The following is a 17,130-nucleotide window of genomic DNA, read 5'->3' on the forward strand; positions in this document are numbered from 1 at the left end:
CCGATGTCTGTGTGCCGAGCCGCCCGCTTCCGCGCCAGCCGGTGTGCCCCGGCCGCCCACGGCCCCGGCGAGCGCGGCAGCGTCACGGCCGAGTTCGCCGTTGTCCTGCCCTCCGTCGTCGTCGTGCTGGCTTTCCTGCTGGCCGGTGCGGCCGCCGGAGCAGCACAGCTGAATGTGGAGAAGGCCGCACAGGCCGCGGTTCGGCAACTTGGCCGCGGCGAGTCGGAGATGGCAGCCGCCCACACGGTCCGCTCCATCGCCGGGGACGGCGCCACGTTGGCGTCCGGCAGCGGCGGCGGTTGGGTTGCGGTTCATGTCACGGCTCGAGTACCCGGTCCATGGCCCGGTTTGGGGCGCTGGACGCTGGAGGCCCAGGCCACCGGCCCCGCCGAGCCGATCGGTGGGCCGGTAGATCCGTCAGGCGCAGGAGATGGGGCCAGGTAGCCGGCGGCCGCGGGCCGGTGCCGCGTCTCCCGGTGCCGATGCCGCTGCCGGTGTCGGTTTCGGCGCAGCCGGACCGGACGGCACGGACCACGGCGCCGGAACGGTGCTGTCGGTGGGGTTGGTGCTCATGCTCTGCCTGATGCTTGCGGTGGTCGTCACGGTGATGCAGGCGGGCTTGGCATCGGCGCGGGCAGGGAAGGCGGCCGACCTGGCTGCCTTGGCCGGCGCCGATGCTGCCCGCGGCCTGCTGGACGGCGAACCATGCACCGTGGCGGCGGACGTGGCACGCAAGCATGATGCCGAGCTGCTGGCGTGCCGTCGCTCCGGACCCGGCGGTGTGGTGGTTGACGTCCGGACGCGGACTCGGTTGCCCGACCTGCTGGGGTGGCTTGACGGACAGTGGACGCATGCCGAGGGTCTGGCCCGCGCGGGGCCACCGCCCGGCCGGTGAGCCGTCACCTGGCCAATCAGCCGCGTGCGGTGCCCCGCGGTTAGGCGACGGCCGTCTGGTGCCTGTCGGCAGGGGCAGGGCCAGCTTCGGAAAGCAGAGCCTCGATCAGCGTGACCGCCCCCGACTTGTCCAAGGGATTGTTCTTGTTGCCGCATTTGGGGGACTGCACACAGGACGGGCAGCCCGTTTCGCACTCGCAGGACCGGATGGCGTCCCGGGTGGCCGCCAGCCAGATCCTGGCTGCCTCGAAGCCCCGCTCGGCGAAGCCCGCACCGCCGGGATGCCCGTCGTAGACGAAGATGGTCGGCTTGCCCGTATCGGCATGCAGTGCTGTCGATACCCCGCCGATGTCCCACCGGTCGCTGGAGGCCACCAGCGGGAGCAGCCCGATGCCGGCATGTTCGGCCGCATGCAGAGCACCGGGCACACGGGCCGCAACCAATCCCGCGGACGTCAGTTGCTGCTCGCCGATGGTGAACCAGACGGCCTTGGTGAACAGTTCTCTGGCACCAAGATCCAGCGGCTCTTCGCCCAGGATTTCGTTGGAGATGAAGGCCTTGCGCTGGAAGGAGACGACTTTGGTGGTGACCTTCACGTCGCCGAAGCAGGCCTGGACCTCGCCCCACTGCTCGGTCCGCTGCGCGCCGAGCACTTCGATCTGCGTGACGTCGCGGGCTTGGGTGTAGTAGTCCGGATTGGCCCGGGTCACCATCGCGCAGTGGTCCTGCTCGTTGAGTTCATCCACGACGTACGTCGTGCCCTGGTGCACGTACACGGCGCCGCTATGGGCCTGATAGTGGGACTGCGGGGAGTCCATGGTCCCGAGCAGCGTCCCGGATTCCGATTCGACAATACTGATGGGTCCACCGCCGTCGGCCCGCAGATTCACCATGGCCGCCGCGCTTTCCGGGTGGGTCCAGTACCAGCCGGGGGGCCGGCGCCGGAGATAGCCGTCGGCGGTCAGCTGGTCGAGCAGGCCCGAAGCCGCGGCGCCGAACAAGCCGATGTCCGCGGGAGTCAACGGAAGCTCCTGGGCTGCGGCGCACAGGTGTGGCCCCAGCACATAGGGGTTCGACGGGTCGAAAACGGTCGCCTCGACGGAGACGTCGAAGACGGCCTCGGGGTGGTGGACCAAATACGTGTCCAGCGGATCGTCGCTGGCCACGAAGGCAGCCAGCGCGTCTTGTCCGGACCGGCCGGCGCGGCCAATTTGTTGGAACAACGAGGCGCGGGTGCCCGGCCAGCCCGCGACCAGGACGGCGTCCAGTCCGGAGATGTCGATGCCGAGCTCAAGCGCCGAGGTGCTCGAGACGCCCAGCAGCTGCCCCGACCTGAGCTTTCCTTCCAGCTCGCGGCGTTCCTCCGGCAGGTAGCCGGAGCGGTAGGCAGCCACCCGCCCCGGCAGCGAGGGATGGACGTCGTCCAACAGCCGTTTGGTGATGGACGAAATTGTCTCGGCACCCCGGCGGGACTTGATGAAGGCGATGGTACGCACCCGTGCCGCCACGAGATTGGCCAGCAGGTCGGAGGTCTCGGCAACCACCGTGCGCCGTTCCTTGGCGCCGTTCTCGCCCTTGAGCTCGGTGAGCTGAGGCTCCCAGAACGCTACGGTCGTGGAGCCGTGCGGCGAGCAGTCTTCGGTCACGGCATCTGCTTCCGCGCCGATCAGCCGACCGAAGGAGGTTGCGGGGTCTGCGGAGGTGGCGGAAGCGCCGATGAACACCGGGTCCGCGCCGTAGCTGGCGCAGACGCGGCGCAATCGTCGCACGAGGTTGGCAACATTCGAGCCGAAGACACCGCGGTAACTGTGTGCCTCGTCAATGATCACGAAGCGCAGCCGGCGGAAGAACCGTGCCCACCAGGCATGATTGGGCAGGATCCCGAAGTGCAGCATGTCCGGATTGGCCAGCACGAAGTTGGCGTGGTCGCGGATCCAGCGGCGGGCACCCGGGTCGGTGTCGCCGTCGTAGGTTTCCGCCCGCACGGTGGGCAGCTTCAGCGCCTTGATGGCCGCCAACTGGTCGGCCGCCAACGCCTTGGTCGGGGCCAGATACAGGGCGACGGCGCCGCTCGGCTCGAGGCTGACGGTGTCTGCCAGTGCCGTCCGGTGGATGGCGTCCAGGGCCGGCACCTGGTAGGCCAGCGACTTTCCGGAGGCGGTTCCCGTGGCAATGATCGTATGGCGGCCCTGATGGGCGCCCTCGGCGGCGCGGACCTGATGGCGCCACGGCTCGTGCACCCCGAGCGCGGCGTAGGCGGCACGGATATCGTCGTGGACCCACTCCGGCCACGGCTCCGCGACGGCCTCCCGGGCCGGGAGCTCGCGGACATGCACCAGTTGCTCAGGCTCCGGACCGGAGCCGAGCAGCGGAATCAGGGAATCGTGCAGGGCCACCCGAACATTGTGTCACCACACCGGGGCGCGGCGGGCAGCCCCCGCAACACGGCAGTTGCGGGCCGTGCCGGCCAGCTGCACGGGTCGGCCACGCAGCACGGGTGGGCCGGTCAGCATGGGTGGGGCAGGCAGCACCGGTGCGCCAGAAAGCAGGCGGTCAGCCCTCCGCCACGGGCTTGAGGATCATCACATCGCAGACCGTGTCCCAGCCCAGGTGCCGGTAGAGCATCTGGCCGTCGTGCGAGGCGATCAGCAGCCCGGTGTCTACCATGTGCTCCAGCACGGAGGCGATCAGCGCGCGCATCACGTGCGTGGCCAGCCCGCGCCGGCGGTAGTTAATGTCCGTTTCGATGTGGTCGAAGACCGCGAAATTGTCGACGGCGGCGGCGACGCCGTGGGCGGCCTCGTTTCCTTCATGCACCACCCGGACCCGGTGCACGTTCCCGTGCTTCTCGACCTCGGTCTTGTAATCGGCGTCGCGGTACCACGGGGCCTCGGTGTCCTGGCCGGACATGTCGGTGACCATCAACGACTGCGCGTTGTGGTGCACCCGCAGCCCATGCTGCGGCGCCAACTGATGGATCCGCTGCGCGTCGCGCGTCAGCACAGTGAAGATCCGTCCCGGTGACTTGGTGGTGTCGCGGGCCACGGCGGCGAATTCCTCGTCGCCCGGTTCGAACGCGAAGTACTCCCAGTCCCCGGTCTTGTCCGCCAGCAACACGGCCGGGTGTCCGTCGACCTCTTCGGCGGAGTAGCCGCGGCAGGCCGACCAGCCGGCGACCCAGGCGGCGAGGACGTCGTCGGGGACGTCAGTCGTATATTCGTGACCCATAGCAGGACTGTACCGAACAGCGGGCGCGGGCGGCATGCCTAATCGGTGACAACCCTGTCACAATCCCTGATTGCCGGCCACCGCGTAACCTTGATGCGTGGCTTTGAACCGAATTGTGCTTTATTACGCTTTCACCCCGTTGCCCGACCCGGATGCCGTCCGGCTCTGGCAACGCGCTCTGTGCGAGAAACTCGGCCTGCGCGGCCGAATCCTGATCTCCAAGGACGGCATCAACGGCACCGTGGGCGGAGAGCTGAACGCGGTGAAGCAGTACGTGAAAACCACACGCGAATACCCCGCCTTCCGCAACCTCGACGTGAAGTGGTCCGAGGGTGGGGCGGAAGACTTCCCGCGGCTGAGCGTCAAGGTCCGGGACGAGATCGTATCCTTCGGTGCTCCGGGGGAGCTGAAAGTGGACCAGGGCGGCGTGGTCGGCGGCGGGACGCACCTGCGCCCGGAGGAACTGCACCAGCTCATCGACGCGAAAAAGGCGGCGGGCGAAGACGTGGTTTTCTTCGACGGCCGCAACGCCTTCGAAGCGCAGATCGGCAAGTTCAAAGACGCCATCGTGCCGGACGTGGCCACCACCCACGACTTCATCAAGGAACTGGACTCGGGCAAGTACGACGAACTTAAGGACAAGCCCGTGGTGACGTATTGCACCGGCGGCATCCGCTGCGAGGTGCTGTCGTCCCTGATGGTCAACCGTGGCTTCCAGGAGGTCTACCAGCTCGACGGCGGAATCGTCCGCTACGGCGAAACCTTCGGCGACGCCGGGCTGTGGGAAGGATCGCTCTACGTTTTCGATCAGCGCATGCACCTGGAGTTCACGCCGGACGCCAAGACCATCGGGGAATGCGTCCGCTGCCAGGCGCCGACCAACAAGTTCGAGAACTGCTCCAACCCGGACTGCCGCCAGCTGACGTTGTACTGTTCCGCGTGCGCAGCGGATCCGCAGACCCTGCGCTGCCCGGAAGGCTGCCCGGAGCCTGCCGCCGCCTGACTGCCGCCGCCGACTGCCGCTGCTGGCTGCCGCCGGCTGACTCCCGTTGCCTGGCCCCTGCGGCTTCCGCGCCGTCCGGTCCCGGGCAGGGGAGTGTCCCGGAGCTGTTTGGTGGACGTCCCTGGGCTGCCCAACGACGTCAGGTCCCGCGGCGGGTCAGGCGTTCGCGGTCTCCGGCCACAGGCCCGCGGTGGCATCCCGCGGTTCGGTGTCCTCGACCTCGGTCTTGAACACGCTCATGCCCCGCGCCTGGTAGTTGGCCACGGCAGCCGGACCGTCCAGCGAACAGGTATGCACCCAGACGCGCCGCACCGGCGGGAACCCGTCCCAGCGGCCGTGCAACTGCCAGGCCTGCCGGATGCCTTCGGCCAGCAGGGCGCCGCCGAGCCCGCGGCCGATCGCCTCGGGGAACAGGCCGAAGTACAGGATTTCGACCTCGGTGCCCGCCTGGCCGGGGCGGCCCAACAGTTCCACGTAGCCGGCCGGGCCGCCGCCGGTGTACAGCACCCAGGTTTCCGCCCCGCGGGCACGCACTGCCTGTTCCCATTCGCTGCGCGTGAGCACCAGCCGGTCAGCCCAGTTCCAGCTGCTGCCCACACTGCGGTAGAGGAACTTGCTGAACTCGGGGCTGATCTGCCGCACCCGCACCACGGCGGCATCATCCGGCAGCGGGCGCGAGCCCGGCACCAGCTGGGCCGGATCGGTCTGTTCAAGGTAGGTGGTGGTGACGAGCATGAGGTCATTTAACCATCAGGGCACCGGCGCGGACGCACGGGCGGCAGCGACCCGCGGCCACTCAGGTGCCGTCGCACCCTCGGCCCCCGGGCAGGTCCGGGGCGTCCCCGTACTCCCACCGCCATTTGGTTCGGCAAGGTCCAAGGTAGCCATACCCCCGCCGCCACCTCGGCCCCCGGGCAGGTCCGGGGCGTGTCCGTACGGGTTACTAGACTTGGCCCGTGGATAGTGCAGATTTCTCCGACGTCCCCGGCGCGCCCGCCAGCAGCGACCGGCGGCTGCTGGCGGACCTGGCCGCCGACCTTGGCGCCCTGGATTACAGCGTGGACGGCGTCGCGGCGCTGCTCGGCGCCGAGGCGTGGGAGGCCCTGGACCGCGACCAGTTGGTTCCGGCCGTTCTGGCCACCGCCCGCCTGCTGGAGGATCCGGCACAGGGCCGCCTGGCCGCCGTCGTGCGCCTCTGGCTGTTGGGCCGGAGCGTGCCGCCGGGGCTGTTGGCCCGGGCGTTCCCGCGCACCGGGGTGGACGGGCTCGCGGCCCTCCGGCTGGCCGAGCGCGACGGCGGCGAGTGGCGGGCCGCCGTTGACCTCCGCCCGTACGCCTTCGGCGACACCGAGCTGTGGGTGGCCAGCGACCTCGGTGCGCACCAGCGGCCCGGCGTCCTCCGGCACGACCACGTCCTGGGCATCGGCCAGGCCTCGCTGACGCTGGCCCAGCTGACCGTCCGCACCGAGGTGGAACGGGCCCTGGACCTGGGCACCGGGTGCGGGATCCAGCTCTTCCACCTGCTGGGCCACACCCGCCACGCCACCGCGACGGACATCTCGGAGCGGGCGCTGGCCTTCACCCGGTTCAACCTCGCGCTCAACGCCGGCGCCCTCGGGCTGGACCCGGACAACTTGGCGGAGCGGGTCAGCCTGCGGCTGGGCAGCCTGTTGAAGCCGGTGGCGGGGGAACGGTTCGACCTGGTGGTGTCCAACCCGCCGTTCGTGATCACGCCGCGCCGCCCGGCCGAACGCAGCGAGGAGCAATTCACCTATCGCGACGGCGGGCTGCCCGGCGACGACATCGTGGCCACGCTCTTCCGCTCGCTGCCCTCGGTGCTGGCCGACGGCGGCGTCGCGCAGATGCTGGGCAACTGGGAAATTCCGGCGGGCGCGGGCAGCTGGCACGCCCGGTTGGAGCAGTGGCTGGCGCCGGACACCGACGCCTGGGTCATCCAGCGGGAGCAGCTCAGCCCGGCGCAGTATGCGCAGACGTGGCTGCGGGACGCCTCGGTGAACCGCGATCCCGAGCTGTTCGAATCCGCGTACGCCGCCTACCTGGACGATTTCGCGTCCCGGGACGTGGAGGCCCTCGGCTTCGGGCTGGTGTGGCTGCGCCGCTGCCTGCCGGAAACCACGGCCCCCGCTGCAGGCACAGGGTTGCTGCGGCGGTTCGAGGAGATCACCTATCCGATCGAGCAGCCCATCGGCCCGCACCTGGCCGCGGCGGTCGAGCGGGCCGATTGGCTGGCCGAGCACGCCGCGGACTTTGGCCGCCAGCACCTGCGCGTGGCCGAGGACGTGACCGAGGAGCGGCACCAGCGGCCGGGCGCCGAACACCCCGGCGTCATCTTGCTGCGCCAGGGCGCGGGGCTGCGCCGGACCAACCTGATGAGCACCGAGTTGGCCGGGTTCGTTTCCGCCTGCGACGGCGAACTGGGCGTGGACCAGATCATCGGTGCGCTGGCGGCGCTGTTGGGTCGCGAGGAGCCGGACTTCGCCCCGCAACTGTCCGCCGACGTGCGGAACTTGGTGGCAGACGGCTTCCTGGTGCCTGCCGGCGGGTAAAGGGGAATCGTTGCCGGATTGCAGTCCGGGATTGGCCCGCAACCCCGCCCGGGAGCCGTGACCGGCATTACACTTACTGATCATGACTAAGGCTTCAACCACCACGACCGGCCGGGCGGCCACCGCAGCGGCGGCCACTCCGGCCGAGCCGGCAGCCGGAGACAGGGTCAATATCTCCGACGCCCGCGCCATCCGTGCCCTGGCTCATAACGTGCGGTTGAAGGTCATCGAAGAGCTCTTTGATACGCAGCAGCCGGCCACCGCCACGGAATTGGCGCAGCGGCACGGACTGACACCCAGCGCCATGAGCTACCACCTGCGGGCGCTGGAAAAGTGGGGATTCGTCAAACGGTGCGTGAACCAGGGCGACGGCCGCGAACGGCACTGGCAGGCCGCCGCCGGACGCCTGGACGTAACCAGCGTGGCGGACAGCCGTGCCGCCACCATGGGCGTGGTGGATGTGGAACTGAACGACCTGCGCGAACGCCTGTCCAAGTACGTCAAACGGGACAAGCAATTGCCGAACCCGGACACCTGGCGGCAGGAAGGGCACCTGGCTGCGCTCAGCACGGGGCGGTTCTACCTGACCGAGGAACAGCGGAAGGACCTCGGCCGGCGGATCGGCGAGATCCTGCTGGAATTCAGCCCGACCACCAATCCCGAAAACCGGGGCGAAGGGGCGGAAAAGCTTTACTATGTTTTCTCCTTCCTGCCCGGCGACATCGACAACGATTAGGGCACTGCGGCGGGCATCGGCGACGGTCCGCGGCCCGGAGGCGGCCGGCTGCACCCGCTGGCGTTTTCTGTTTCGCGGTACTGTTGCGGCTAACCTAGTGCTGACGGTCCTCCACCCCGCCGGGTTGGGGGACGTATTTACAAGCGCATCAACACCCTTTCTTTACGTAGGAGCACAGTGCCAGCCAAGGCCCGCGAAAAAACCGGTAAGAAACTCGTCATCGTCGAGTCCCCGGCCAAGGGCAAAACCATCGCCGGGTACCTTGGCGAGGGCTTTGAGGTCACGGCTTCCATGGGGCACATCCGTGACCTGCCCCAGCCCTCCGACCTGCCGGCCGAGCTGAAAAAGACGTCGGTCGGAAAGTTTGCGGTGGACATCGAGAACGATTTCGAGCCGTATTACGTGGTGTCTCCGGACAAGAAGAAAAAGGTCGCCGAGCTCAAGTCGATGCTCAAGGACGCCGACGAACTTTATCTGGCAACTGACGGTGACCGCGAAGGCGAAGCCATCGCGTGGCATCTGCTGCAGGTGCTGCAGCCCAAGGTGCCCGTGCACCGCATGACGTTCAGCGAGATTACCCGCGAAGCGCTGCAGCGCGCCCTGACCGAGGTCCGCGAGGTGGACACCGACCTGGTCGACGCCCAGGAGACCCGCCGCATCGTGGACCGGCTCTTCGGCTACGAACTCTCGCCGGTGCTCTGGCGCAAGGTCAAGGCAGGGCTGTCCGCCGGACGCGTGCAGTCCGTGGCTACCCGGCTGGTCGTCGAGCGCGAGCGCGAGCGGATGGCGTTCCGGGCGGCCTCCTACTGGGACCTGGTGGCAACCGTGGCGCCGGAGGACGCGGCCAAGGGCGGAGTGTTCAAGGCGAAGCTGGTCTCGGTGGACGGCAGCCGGGTCGCCGTCGGCAAGGACTTCAACGATCTGGGCCAACTCAAGGCCCGCTCCGCCGTCCATTTGGACGAGGCGGCCGCCACCGCGCTGGCGGACTCCCTGCGCAGCGCCAGCTTCTCCGTCCGCGCGGTAGAGAACAAGCCCTACACCCGCCGGCCGGCGGCGCCGTTCACCACCTCCACCCTGCAGCAGGAGGCGGCCCGCAAACTCCGGTTCTCCGCCCGCTCGACCATGCAGGTGGCGCAGAAGCTGTACGAAAACGGCTACATCACCTATATGCGTACCGACTCGCCGGCGCTGAGCGACCAGGCCGTCAACGCCGCGCGGCGCCAGGCCTCCGAGCTGTACGGGCCCGAGTATGTCCCGGATGCCCGCCGCGTCTACAAGGGCAAGGACAAGAACGCCCAGGAAGCCCACGAAGCCATCCGGCCCGCCGGTGATTCGTTCCGCACGCCCGGCCAGGTCCGCAGCCAGCTTTCCAGCGACGAGTACCGGCTGTACGAGCTGGTTTGGAAACGCACGGTGGCCTCGCAGATGGCCGACGCGAAGGGCTCGACGTCGACCGTGCGGCTCGGCGCCACGGCCGGGGACGGGCGGGACGCGGAGTTCACCGCATCCGGCACCGTCATCACGTTCCCCGGTTTCCTGGCCGCCTACGAGGAGGGCAAGGACGCCGGACGCGAGGACGAGGACGATGCCACCGGCGGGCGCCTGCCGAACCTCGCCAAGGGTGACGCGCTGGACACGCAGGCGGTCGACGCCGTCGGGCACGAGACATCGGCACCGCCGCGCTACACCGAAGCATCGCTGATCAAGACGCTGGAAGACCGCGGCATCGGCCGTCCGTCCACCTACGCCGCCACCATCTCCACCATCATGGACCGCGGCTACGTCCGCACCCGCGGCTCCGCACTGGTTCCGAGCTGGATCGCGTTCTCCGTGGTGCGGCTCCTGGAGGAGTACTTCAGCGATTACGTCGACTATGACTTCACGGCGGAACTCGAAGAGGATCTGGACCGCATTGCCCGCGGCGAGGCCAGCCGGACCGAGTGGCTCTCCGGCTTCTACTACGGGGACCGCAAGGAAACCGGCCTGAACACCGTGGTGAACGACCTGGGCGAAATCGACCCGCGCCGGATCAATTCGATCGAGATTGCCGAGGGCATCACCCTGCGGGTGGGCAAGTTCGGCCCCTACCTGGAACGCAACGGCGAGGGCGACGGCGAGGAGCCGGAGCGGGCCAACGTCCCCGACGACCTGGCTCCGGACGAGCTGACCCCGGAGAAAGCCGTCGAGCTGATGGAAACCCAGGGGCCGGGCGAGCGCGAGCTTGGCAAGGACCCGGAGACCGGCCGGACGATCGTGGCCAAGGAAGGCCGTTACGGCGCCTACGTCACCGAAGTGATCCACGAGCCGACGGCCGAGGAACTGGCCGCACAGCCGGTGGAGTACTACAAGAACGGCAAGCCCAAGCCGCCGAAAAAGCCCGCCAAGGTCAGGCCTCGCACCGGTTCCCTGTTCAAGTCGATGAGCGTGGACACCGTCACCCTCGAGGACGCGCTGAAGCTGCTGAGCCTGCCGCGGGTGCTTGGCACCGATGCCGAGGGCACCGAAATCACCGTGCAGAACGGACGCTTCGGCCCGTACCTGAAGAAGGGCAGCGACTCGCGGTCGATCGGCTCCGAAGAGGAAATCTTCACCATCACGCTGGAACAGGCGCTGGCGATCTACGCGCAGCCGAAGACCCGCGGCGGCCGCACCGCCGCCGCGCCGTTGGCCGAGTTCGGCGTGGACCCGGTGTCGGAGAAGAACATCGTGGTCAAGGACGGCAGGTTCGGCCCCTACATCACCGACGGCGTCACGAACATCACGGTGCCGCGCGCCACCAGCATCGAAGAGCTGACACGCGAGCAGGCCATCGAACTGCTGGCGGAGAAGCGCGCGAAGGGGCCGGCGAAACCGGCGGCGAAGAAGCCGGTACGGCGCAAGGCCGCCGCCAAGAAGTAGCGGACGCCCCCGGCCGCCGCCCGCGGCGGTCGGGGCCGGACCCGGTACCCGTTTGCGGTGCCCGTGCCGCAGGCCTGCATAATATGAACATGCGTCTGGGTGTTCTCGACATCGGTTCCAACACGGTGCATTTGTTGTTGGTGGATGCCCGCCCGGGTGCCCGGCCGGTGCCTTTCGCCTCGCACAAGCGGCCGCTGTCGCTGGTGGCGTACCTGGATGCCGAGGGCAGCATCAGCGAAGAGGGCCAGCAGGAACTCATCGGCTTTATCCGAGAGGCCTGGCGGTTCGCCGGGCTGCACGGGGCCGAAGACATGCTGGCCTTCTGCACCTCCGCCATCCGCGAAGCGACCAACGGCAGGGCTGTGCTGGACCGGGTCAAGGCGGAAGCCGATGTCACGCTGCAGGAGCTGACCGGCCCGGAGGAGGCCGGCATGACTCTGGTGGCCGTCCGCCGCTGGTACGGCTGGGGGTCGGGCACCATCCTCGACCTGGACATCGGCGGCGGCTCCTTCGAGATGGCCATCGGTCATGACGAATTGCCCGAACACGCCGTCTCGGTGCCGCTGGGAGCAGGCCGGCTGACCCGGGAGTGGCTGCCCGAGGACCCCCCGAGCGTGAAGAGCATCAGGGACCTGCACGGGTATATCCGCGAGACGCTGGCTCCCGCGGTCAAAGAAATTTCTGCCCACGGCCGGCCGGACATGGTGGTCGGAACCTCCAAGACCTTCCGCTCGCTGGCACGGATCGCCGGAGCCGCCCCCTCGGCCGCCGGCCCGTACGTGCGGCGGGAACTGCACCGCACGGACCTATCCCTGTGGACGCGCCGCCTGGCCGCGATGCCGGTCAGCGACCGTGTCAACCTGCCGGGTGTCTCGATGGTGCGGGCGCCGCAATTGCTCGCGGGGGCGATGGTTGCCGAGGCGGCAATCGAAATGTTCGAGACCGAGACGCTGCAGATCTGCCCGTGGGCGCTGCGGGAGGGGCTGATTCTCAAACGCTTCGATCACCTGCTCTACGACAGTGACGCCCCGGTCAGCCCCGTGGGCACCATGTTGGTGCGGCAGGCGCTGGAGCCGGCCCCCGCCGTCGAGAAGGTGGGCAGCTAGCAAACCCCGGCCCAACAACCGCGGAAACGTCACGCGGTGGGGCTGTGCGGTGGAGGGCTTAAATGGCGACGCCGGCGAACGTTGCGGTCGGTTGGGGGAGTCAACCGCTGTTCGCCGGCGCCTGGACCGGAACCAGCAGGTCCGGTCCATCATCACTCGCACCTTGATGAGGTGCTTATGACACTAGACGCAGACCTTGGGACAACGCCGTTAAACACCTGAACGGGACCTGTGAGTCCTTCCCCGCAGGTGTGCGCGGGGCACCGGACGGCGGCACGCGCCGGAGGACGGCCCCATGATTCAATGGCAGACATGACTGCTGACGCCACGGGAACGCCAACCGCACGCCGCATCGCTTTCCTGGGCTGTGGGTCCATGAACGAGGCCATCCTGGCCGGGCTGCTGGCCTCCGGAACACCGGCAGAAAATATGACCGCGACGGTGCGCCGCAGCGAACGCGCCGCGGAACTGCGCGGACGTTATCCCGGCCTGACGGTGCTGGCGGAACAAGACGACCCGGCGGCCAACACCCATGCGGTGCAAGGCGCCGACGTAGCCGTGCTGGGCGTGAAGCCGGCCGGCATCGCGGACCTGTGCCGGACCATTGCGCCGGCCTTGGACGCGGCGACCGTGGTGGTGTCCGTGGCCGCGGCAGTCACCGTTGCCGCCATGGAAGCCGCCCTGCCGGATGGCCAGCCGCTGGTGCGCAGCATGCCCAACACGCCGCTCAAGGTGCGCCGGGGGGCCGTCGGCCTCTCCGCCGGCAGCCACGTGACCGATGCCCAGTTGGAGGCCGCCCGCGAAGTATTCGCCGGCGCCGGCACCGTCGTCGTGGTTCCGGAACACCAGTTGGACGCGGTGTCCGCGGTCAGCGGTTCTGGCCCCGCCTATGCTTTCTACCTGGCCGAGGCGATGGCCGCCGCGGGCGTGGAGCTGGGCCTGGACCCGGAGCTGTCGATGACGCTGGCCCGCGAGACAGTGGCCGGCGCGGGCATCATGCTCGCCGCGCCGGACGCCGACCCGGCGGTCATGCGCCGTGCGGTCACCAGCCCGAACGGCACCACGGAGCGCGCCATCGCCTCCTTCGACGACGACGGGCTGCCGCAGGTGATCGCGCGCGGTGCCGCGGCCGCTGCGGAACGGGCGGCCGAACTGTCGCGCGAGCTGGCCTGAGCCGCGGCGGGCCCTGGCTCCGGGGGACCGGCGGGCGGCCCCGCTACGGGCGGGCCGCGAAACGCTCCAGCAGGTCCACATGCCCGGAGACGATCAGCATGTCCCGGCTGGAGACCTTGGTTTCGGGCCGCGCGTAGGTGAAGTCTTCGCCGGGCGACTTCACGCCCACCACCGTGACGCCGTACCTGGAGCGCACCTGGGACTCACCCAGCGTGAAGCCCTGGGTCTCCTTCGGCGGGTACATCTTGACGATGGCGAACCCGTCGTCGAACTCGATGAAGTCCAGCATCCGGCCGCCCACCAGGTGGGCGGCGCGGCGGCCGGCGTCGGCCTCCGGGTAGATGACATGGTTGGCGCCGATGCGCGAGAGGATCTTGCCGTGCGACGGGGTGATGGCCTTGACCCAGAGGTGTTCGATGCCCAGGTCCACCAGGTTCACGGTGATCAGCACCGAGGACTCGATCGAGGTGCCGACACCGACGACGGCGGAGCTGAACTCCTGTGCGCCCAGTTGGCGCAGCGCGTCGATGTTCGTGGCGTCGGCCTCCACCACGTGGGTCAACTGTCCCGACCACTTCTGTACCAGGGTTGGATCACGTTCGATCGCCAGCACCTCGCGGCCCTGCTTGACCAGTTGTTCCGCGGTAGAGGCGCCGAAGCGGCCCAGACCGACCACCAGCACGGGCGCGTTGTGGGCGGGACGTCTGTTCGATGCGGACTTGTCAGCCAATGATGGGCCTCTCTTCGGGGTAGTGGAACAGCTGGCGGCGCTCGCGCAGCGCCAGGGCTGCGGCCAACGTGATGGTGCCGACGCGGCCGGCGAACATCAGTGCGCAGAGCACGTATTTGCCCTCGGGCGGCAGCTCAGCGCTCAGGTTGGTGCTCAGTCCGACGGTGGCGAACGCGGAAATGACCTCGAACAGCACCCGGTCCAGGCTGTCGCCGGTGAAGGCCAGCAGCAGGCCGGCGGCGACGGCCACCAACGTGGCACCCATGACGATCACCGAGATGGCCACCCGCATGGCGCCTTCGGGGATGGTCCGGCCATGGACCTTCACGTCCCGGTCGCCGCGGGCCTCGGCTGCGATGGCCAGGAACACGATCGCGATGGTCGTGACCTTGATGCCGCCTGCGGTCGAGGCGGAACCGCCGCCGGCGAACATCAGGGCATCGGAAAAGAGCATGGTGGACGGCTCAATGTTGTTCATGTCCACCAGGTTGAAGCCGAGCGAGCGGGTCATCACGGACGCGAACGTTGCGTGCAGAACCTTGTCCCAGGTGCTCATGCCGCCCAGGGTCTCCGGGTTGCTCCACTCCATGGCGCCCCAGACCAGGGCGCCGACCACCAGCAGGATCAGGGACACCTCGACCGTGAGCTTGGTGTGAAGGTTCCATTTGCTGAAGCGCCAACCGCGCTCCAGGAGCACCATGACCACCGGGAACCCGAGGCTGCCCAGGAAACCGCCGACCATCAGCGGAAGCAGGATCCACTCGTCGGTCTCGTAGGGGACCAGGCCATCGGAGTGCGGGGTGAACCCCGCATTGTTGAATGCCGAGATGGCATAGAAGATGCCGTGCCAGGCGGCCTGGGGAAAGGATTCGCCAAGCATCAGGAAGCGGGGGATCAGCACCAGGGCGAGCACCACCTCGATGATCACCGAGGTGGTGATCACGATCCGCAGCAGCGCGCCGACCTCGCCCAGGCGGCCCGCGTTGCTCATGGCGGACTGGGCGATCAGCTTGCCGCGCACGCCCAGCCGCTTGCTCACCATGAGCGCCAGCAGCGAGGCCAGCGTCAGCGTGCCCAGGCCGCCGATGAAGATGCCCAGCAGGATCACGGCCTGGCCGAAGAAGGTCCAGTGGCCGGCGGTGGACACCACGGTCAGGCCCGTGACGCAGACGGCCGAGACTGCCGTGAAGAAGGCGTCGTGCAGCGGCGTGATGACCCCGTCGCGCGCCGCGGCGGGCAAGGACAGCAGCCCGGTGAAGACCAGGATCACCGCCACGTAGACGATCAGCGCCAGCCGTGCCGGGGAACTGTTGGCAACGCTGTCCACGAAGTCGCGGAGCGTGCGCAAAAGCGAGAATCGTTCGTGTTCCCGCCCGGCTAGCCATGACGGCTGCTGTCTGGTCATCCCGATCGCTTCTGTCCGGCTCCGAAATCGCTGACTTGCTCCTTGCAGTAGTAAATCATCATTTGATCGCACGGGGCGCGGGAAGAATGCGCGCGCACCGATGCTTTCGCGTAGCCTGTCTGTGATGTCAGCGACCCCAGTTCCCGCGGTTCCCACTCTGGCGGTGTGGAGTGAATCCGTCTTGGCCTACAATTTCGGCGCGCATCATCCCATGTCCCCGATCAGGTTGGACCTGACGGCCAAGCTGGCTGACGAATTCGCCATCTTCCACCGCCCGAACGTCACGTTGGCCGCAGCCGAAATCGCCGACGACGCGGCACTGCAGACCGTGCACGACCCGGCCTACGTGGCCGCGGTGAAGGCGGTCAGTGAAAACCCGGACGCCATTGATGACGAGCGGGGCCTGGGCACCGAAGACGATCCGGTGTTTCCGGGCATGCACACCGCCAGCGCCCGAATCGCCGGGGCCTCGCTGCAGTCCGCGGCCGCGATTCTGGACGGCTCCGCGCTGCATGCGGTCAACTTCGCCGGCGGCATGCATCACGCCGCGCGCGGCAAGGCGAGCGGGTTCTGCATCTACAACGACTGCGCCCTGGCCATCCAGCACCTGCTGGATAACGGCGTGCAGAAGGTCGCGTACGTGGACGTCGACGCACACCACGGCGACGGCGTCCAGTCGATCTTCTACAACGACCCGCGGGTGCTGACCATCTCCCTGCATGAAACCGGCACCCACCTGTTCCCGGGGACGGGCTTCGCGAACGAGAGCGGGGGCCCGGAGGCGCCCGGCAGTTCCGTCAACGTCGCCATGCCGCCCCGCTCCGGCGACGCGGCCTTCCTGCGGGCCTTCCACGCGGTGGTCCCGCAGCTGGTCAGGGCCTTCGCCCCCGAAGTGATCGTCAGCCAGCACGGCTGCGACAACCACGTCCGCGACCTGCTGAGCAGCCTCCGGCTGAGCGTGGATGCCCAGCGGCAAATGATGCTGGACACGGCCGACCTGGCGCGCGAGGTCTGCGGCGACCGCTGGATCGCCACGGGCGGCGGCGGCTACGACGTCTTCAACGTGGTGCCCCGCTCCTGGACACACATGCTGGCGATTGTTTCCGGCCGGGCCATTCCTTTGCACAGCGAGGTGCCGCAGTCCTGGCAGGACTACGTCGAGGTGCGGTACGGCCAGCAGGCGCCGCTGTACATGGGCGACGACGCCGACCTGTGGTGGCGCTCGTGGGAGGTCGGCTATGACCCCAACGACGGCGTGGACCGCACCGTGATGGCCACCCGCAAGGAAGTTTTCCCCTACCACGGACTCGATCCCTGGTTCGACTAGGCGGTTAATCGGCCGGCCCGGCCGTCAGCGATCGGCACACACGCCGAGCCAAGGGACTGCGCT

The 17,130-nt window shown here is 68.6% G+C and carries 14 protein-coding genes; 9 read left to right on the forward strand and 5 right to left on the reverse strand.

From position 1 onward, the window contains the following. Positions 1–3 precede the first annotated feature (3 nt). Positions 4–444, forward strand: a complete 441-nt coding sequence (locus AC5RUP_RS11085) for a TadE family type IV pilus minor pilin (protein WP_494132211.1) — start codon at positions 4–6, stop codon at positions 442–444. Continuing rightward, positions 431–895 carry an Rv3654c family TadE-like protein gene (locus AC5RUP_RS11090; RefSeq protein WP_494132210.1) on the forward strand — a complete coding sequence of 155 codons (465 nt, stop codon included), beginning with the start codon at positions 431–433 and terminating at the stop codon, positions 893–895. The genes AC5RUP_RS11085 and AC5RUP_RS11090 overlap by 14 nt, the downstream gene beginning before the upstream one ends. Positions 896–935: 40 nt before the next feature. Here the strand turns inward: AC5RUP_RS11090 and AC5RUP_RS11095 are convergent, their stop codons facing one another. Both AC5RUP_RS11095 and AC5RUP_RS11100 read right to left on the reverse strand, forming a co-directional pair. Next, positions 936–3,290 (reverse strand): DEAD/DEAH box helicase, encoded by a 2,355-nt coding sequence (locus AC5RUP_RS11095; protein WP_494154530.1) that lies wholly within the window; start codon positions 3,288–3,290, stop codon positions 936–938. Positions 3,291–3,447: 157 nt separating this feature from the next. Further along, the gene (locus AC5RUP_RS11100; RefSeq protein WP_494092642.1) at positions 3,448–4,122 is read right to left on the reverse strand and encodes a GNAT family N-acetyltransferase; all 675 of its coding nucleotides are present in this window, start codon (positions 4,120–4,122) and stop codon (positions 3,448–3,450) included. A gap of 97 nt (positions 4,123–4,219) precedes the next feature. Between AC5RUP_RS11100 and trhO the strand changes: the two genes are divergently transcribed. Continuing rightward, on the forward strand, positions 4,220–5,125 hold the full coding sequence (gene trhO / locus AC5RUP_RS11105) for an oxygen-dependent tRNA uridine(34) hydroxylase TrhO (protein ID WP_494154529.1): 906 nt from the start codon (positions 4,220–4,222) through the stop codon (positions 5,123–5,125). Between the two features lie 156 nt (positions 5,126–5,281). Here the strand turns inward: trhO and AC5RUP_RS11110 are convergent, their stop codons facing one another. Continuing rightward, positions 5,282–5,860, reverse strand: a complete 579-nt coding sequence (locus AC5RUP_RS11110; RefSeq protein ID WP_494132207.1) for a GNAT family N-acetyltransferase — start codon at positions 5,858–5,860, stop codon at positions 5,282–5,284. Positions 5,861–6,081: 221 nt separating this feature from the next. Between AC5RUP_RS11110 and AC5RUP_RS11115 the strand changes: the two genes are divergently transcribed. The 5 genes from AC5RUP_RS11115 to proC all read left to right on the forward strand — a co-directional run bounded on the left by AC5RUP_RS11115 (position 6,082) and on the right by proC (position 13,605). After that, on the forward strand, positions 6,082–7,692 hold the full coding sequence (locus AC5RUP_RS11115; RefSeq protein ID WP_494158553.1) for a DUF7059 domain-containing protein: 1,611 nt from the start codon (positions 6,082–6,084) through the stop codon (positions 7,690–7,692). Between the two features lie 82 nt (positions 7,693–7,774). Beyond that, entirely contained in the window at positions 7,775–8,428 is a 654-nt protein-coding gene (locus tag AC5RUP_RS11120; protein WP_494132205.1) for an ArsR/SmtB family transcription factor, read from the forward strand. Between the two features lie 177 nt (positions 8,429–8,605). After that, complete coding sequence (gene topA / locus AC5RUP_RS11125) at positions 8,606–11,326, forward strand: type I DNA topoisomerase (protein WP_494154350.1); 2,721 nt, start codon at positions 8,606–8,608, stop codon at positions 11,324–11,326. Between the two features lie 89 nt (positions 11,327–11,415). After that, the gene (locus AC5RUP_RS11130; protein ID WP_494154349.1) at positions 11,416–12,432 is read left to right on the forward strand and encodes a Ppx/GppA phosphatase family protein; all 1,017 of its coding nucleotides are present in this window, start codon (positions 11,416–11,418) and stop codon (positions 12,430–12,432) included. A 312-nt stretch (positions 12,433–12,744) separates the two neighbouring features. After that, positions 12,745–13,605, forward strand: coding sequence for a pyrroline-5-carboxylate reductase (gene proC, locus AC5RUP_RS11135; protein ID WP_494064874.1), 861 nt, complete (start codon positions 12,745–12,747; stop codon positions 13,603–13,605). A 43-nt stretch (positions 13,606–13,648) separates the two neighbouring features. Here the strand turns inward: proC and AC5RUP_RS11140 are convergent, their stop codons facing one another. Then, the gene (locus AC5RUP_RS11140) at positions 13,649–14,287 is read right to left on the reverse strand and encodes a potassium channel family protein (protein WP_494064873.1); all 639 of its coding nucleotides are present in this window, start codon (positions 14,285–14,287) and stop codon (positions 13,649–13,651) included. Positions 14,288–14,327: 40 nt separating this feature from the next. Then, positions 14,328–15,740 (reverse strand): TrkH family potassium uptake protein, encoded by a 1,413-nt coding sequence (locus tag AC5RUP_RS11145; protein WP_494064872.1) that lies wholly within the window; start codon positions 15,738–15,740, stop codon positions 14,328–14,330. A 124-nt stretch (positions 15,741–15,864) separates the two neighbouring features. Here AC5RUP_RS11145 and AC5RUP_RS11150 point away from each other — a divergent pair, with 124 nt between their 5' ends. After that, positions 15,865–17,067: an acetoin utilization protein AcuC gene (locus tag AC5RUP_RS11150; protein ID WP_494064871.1), complete on the forward strand. Its 1,203-nt coding sequence runs from the start codon at positions 15,865–15,867 to the stop codon at positions 17,065–17,067. Positions 17,068–17,130: the final 63 nt, after the last annotated feature.

Source organism: Arthrobacter sp. Y3223151, from assembly GCF_059091125.1.

What these genes read in the sequence shown, in the direction of transcription:
- AC5RUP_RS11085 (WP_494132211.1), top strand. Translation starts at nt 4, where the DNA reads ATGTCTGTGTGCCGAGCCGCCCGCTTCCGCGCCAGCCGGTGTGCCCCG.
- AC5RUP_RS11090 (WP_494132210.1), top strand. Translation starts at nt 431, where the DNA reads ATGGGGCCAGGTAGCCGGCGGCCGCGGGCCGGTGCCGCGTCTCCCGGT.
- AC5RUP_RS11100 (WP_494092642.1), bottom strand. Translation starts at nt 4,122, where the DNA reads ATGGGTCACGAATATACGACTGACGTCCCCGACGACGTCCTCGCCGCC.
- AC5RUP_RS11110 (WP_494132207.1), bottom strand. Translation starts at nt 5,860, where the DNA reads ATGCTCGTCACCACCACCTACCTTGAACAGACCGATCCGGCCCAGCTG.
- AC5RUP_RS11120 (WP_494132205.1), top strand. Translation starts at nt 7,775, where the DNA reads ATGACTAAGGCTTCAACCACCACGACCGGCCGGGCGGCCACCGCAGCG.
- AC5RUP_RS11130 (WP_494154349.1), top strand. Translation starts at nt 11,416, where the DNA reads ATGCGTCTGGGTGTTCTCGACATCGGTTCCAACACGGTGCATTTGTTG.
- proC (WP_494064874.1), top strand. Translation starts at nt 12,745, where the DNA reads ATGACTGCTGACGCCACGGGAACGCCAACCGCACGCCGCATCGCTTTC.
- AC5RUP_RS11145 (WP_494064872.1), bottom strand. Translation starts at nt 15,740, where the DNA reads ATGACCAGACAGCAGCCGTCATGGCTAGCCGGGCGGGAACACGAACGA.
- AC5RUP_RS11150 (WP_494064871.1), top strand. Translation starts at nt 15,865, where the DNA reads ATGTCAGCGACCCCAGTTCCCGCGGTTCCCACTCTGGCGGTGTGGAGT.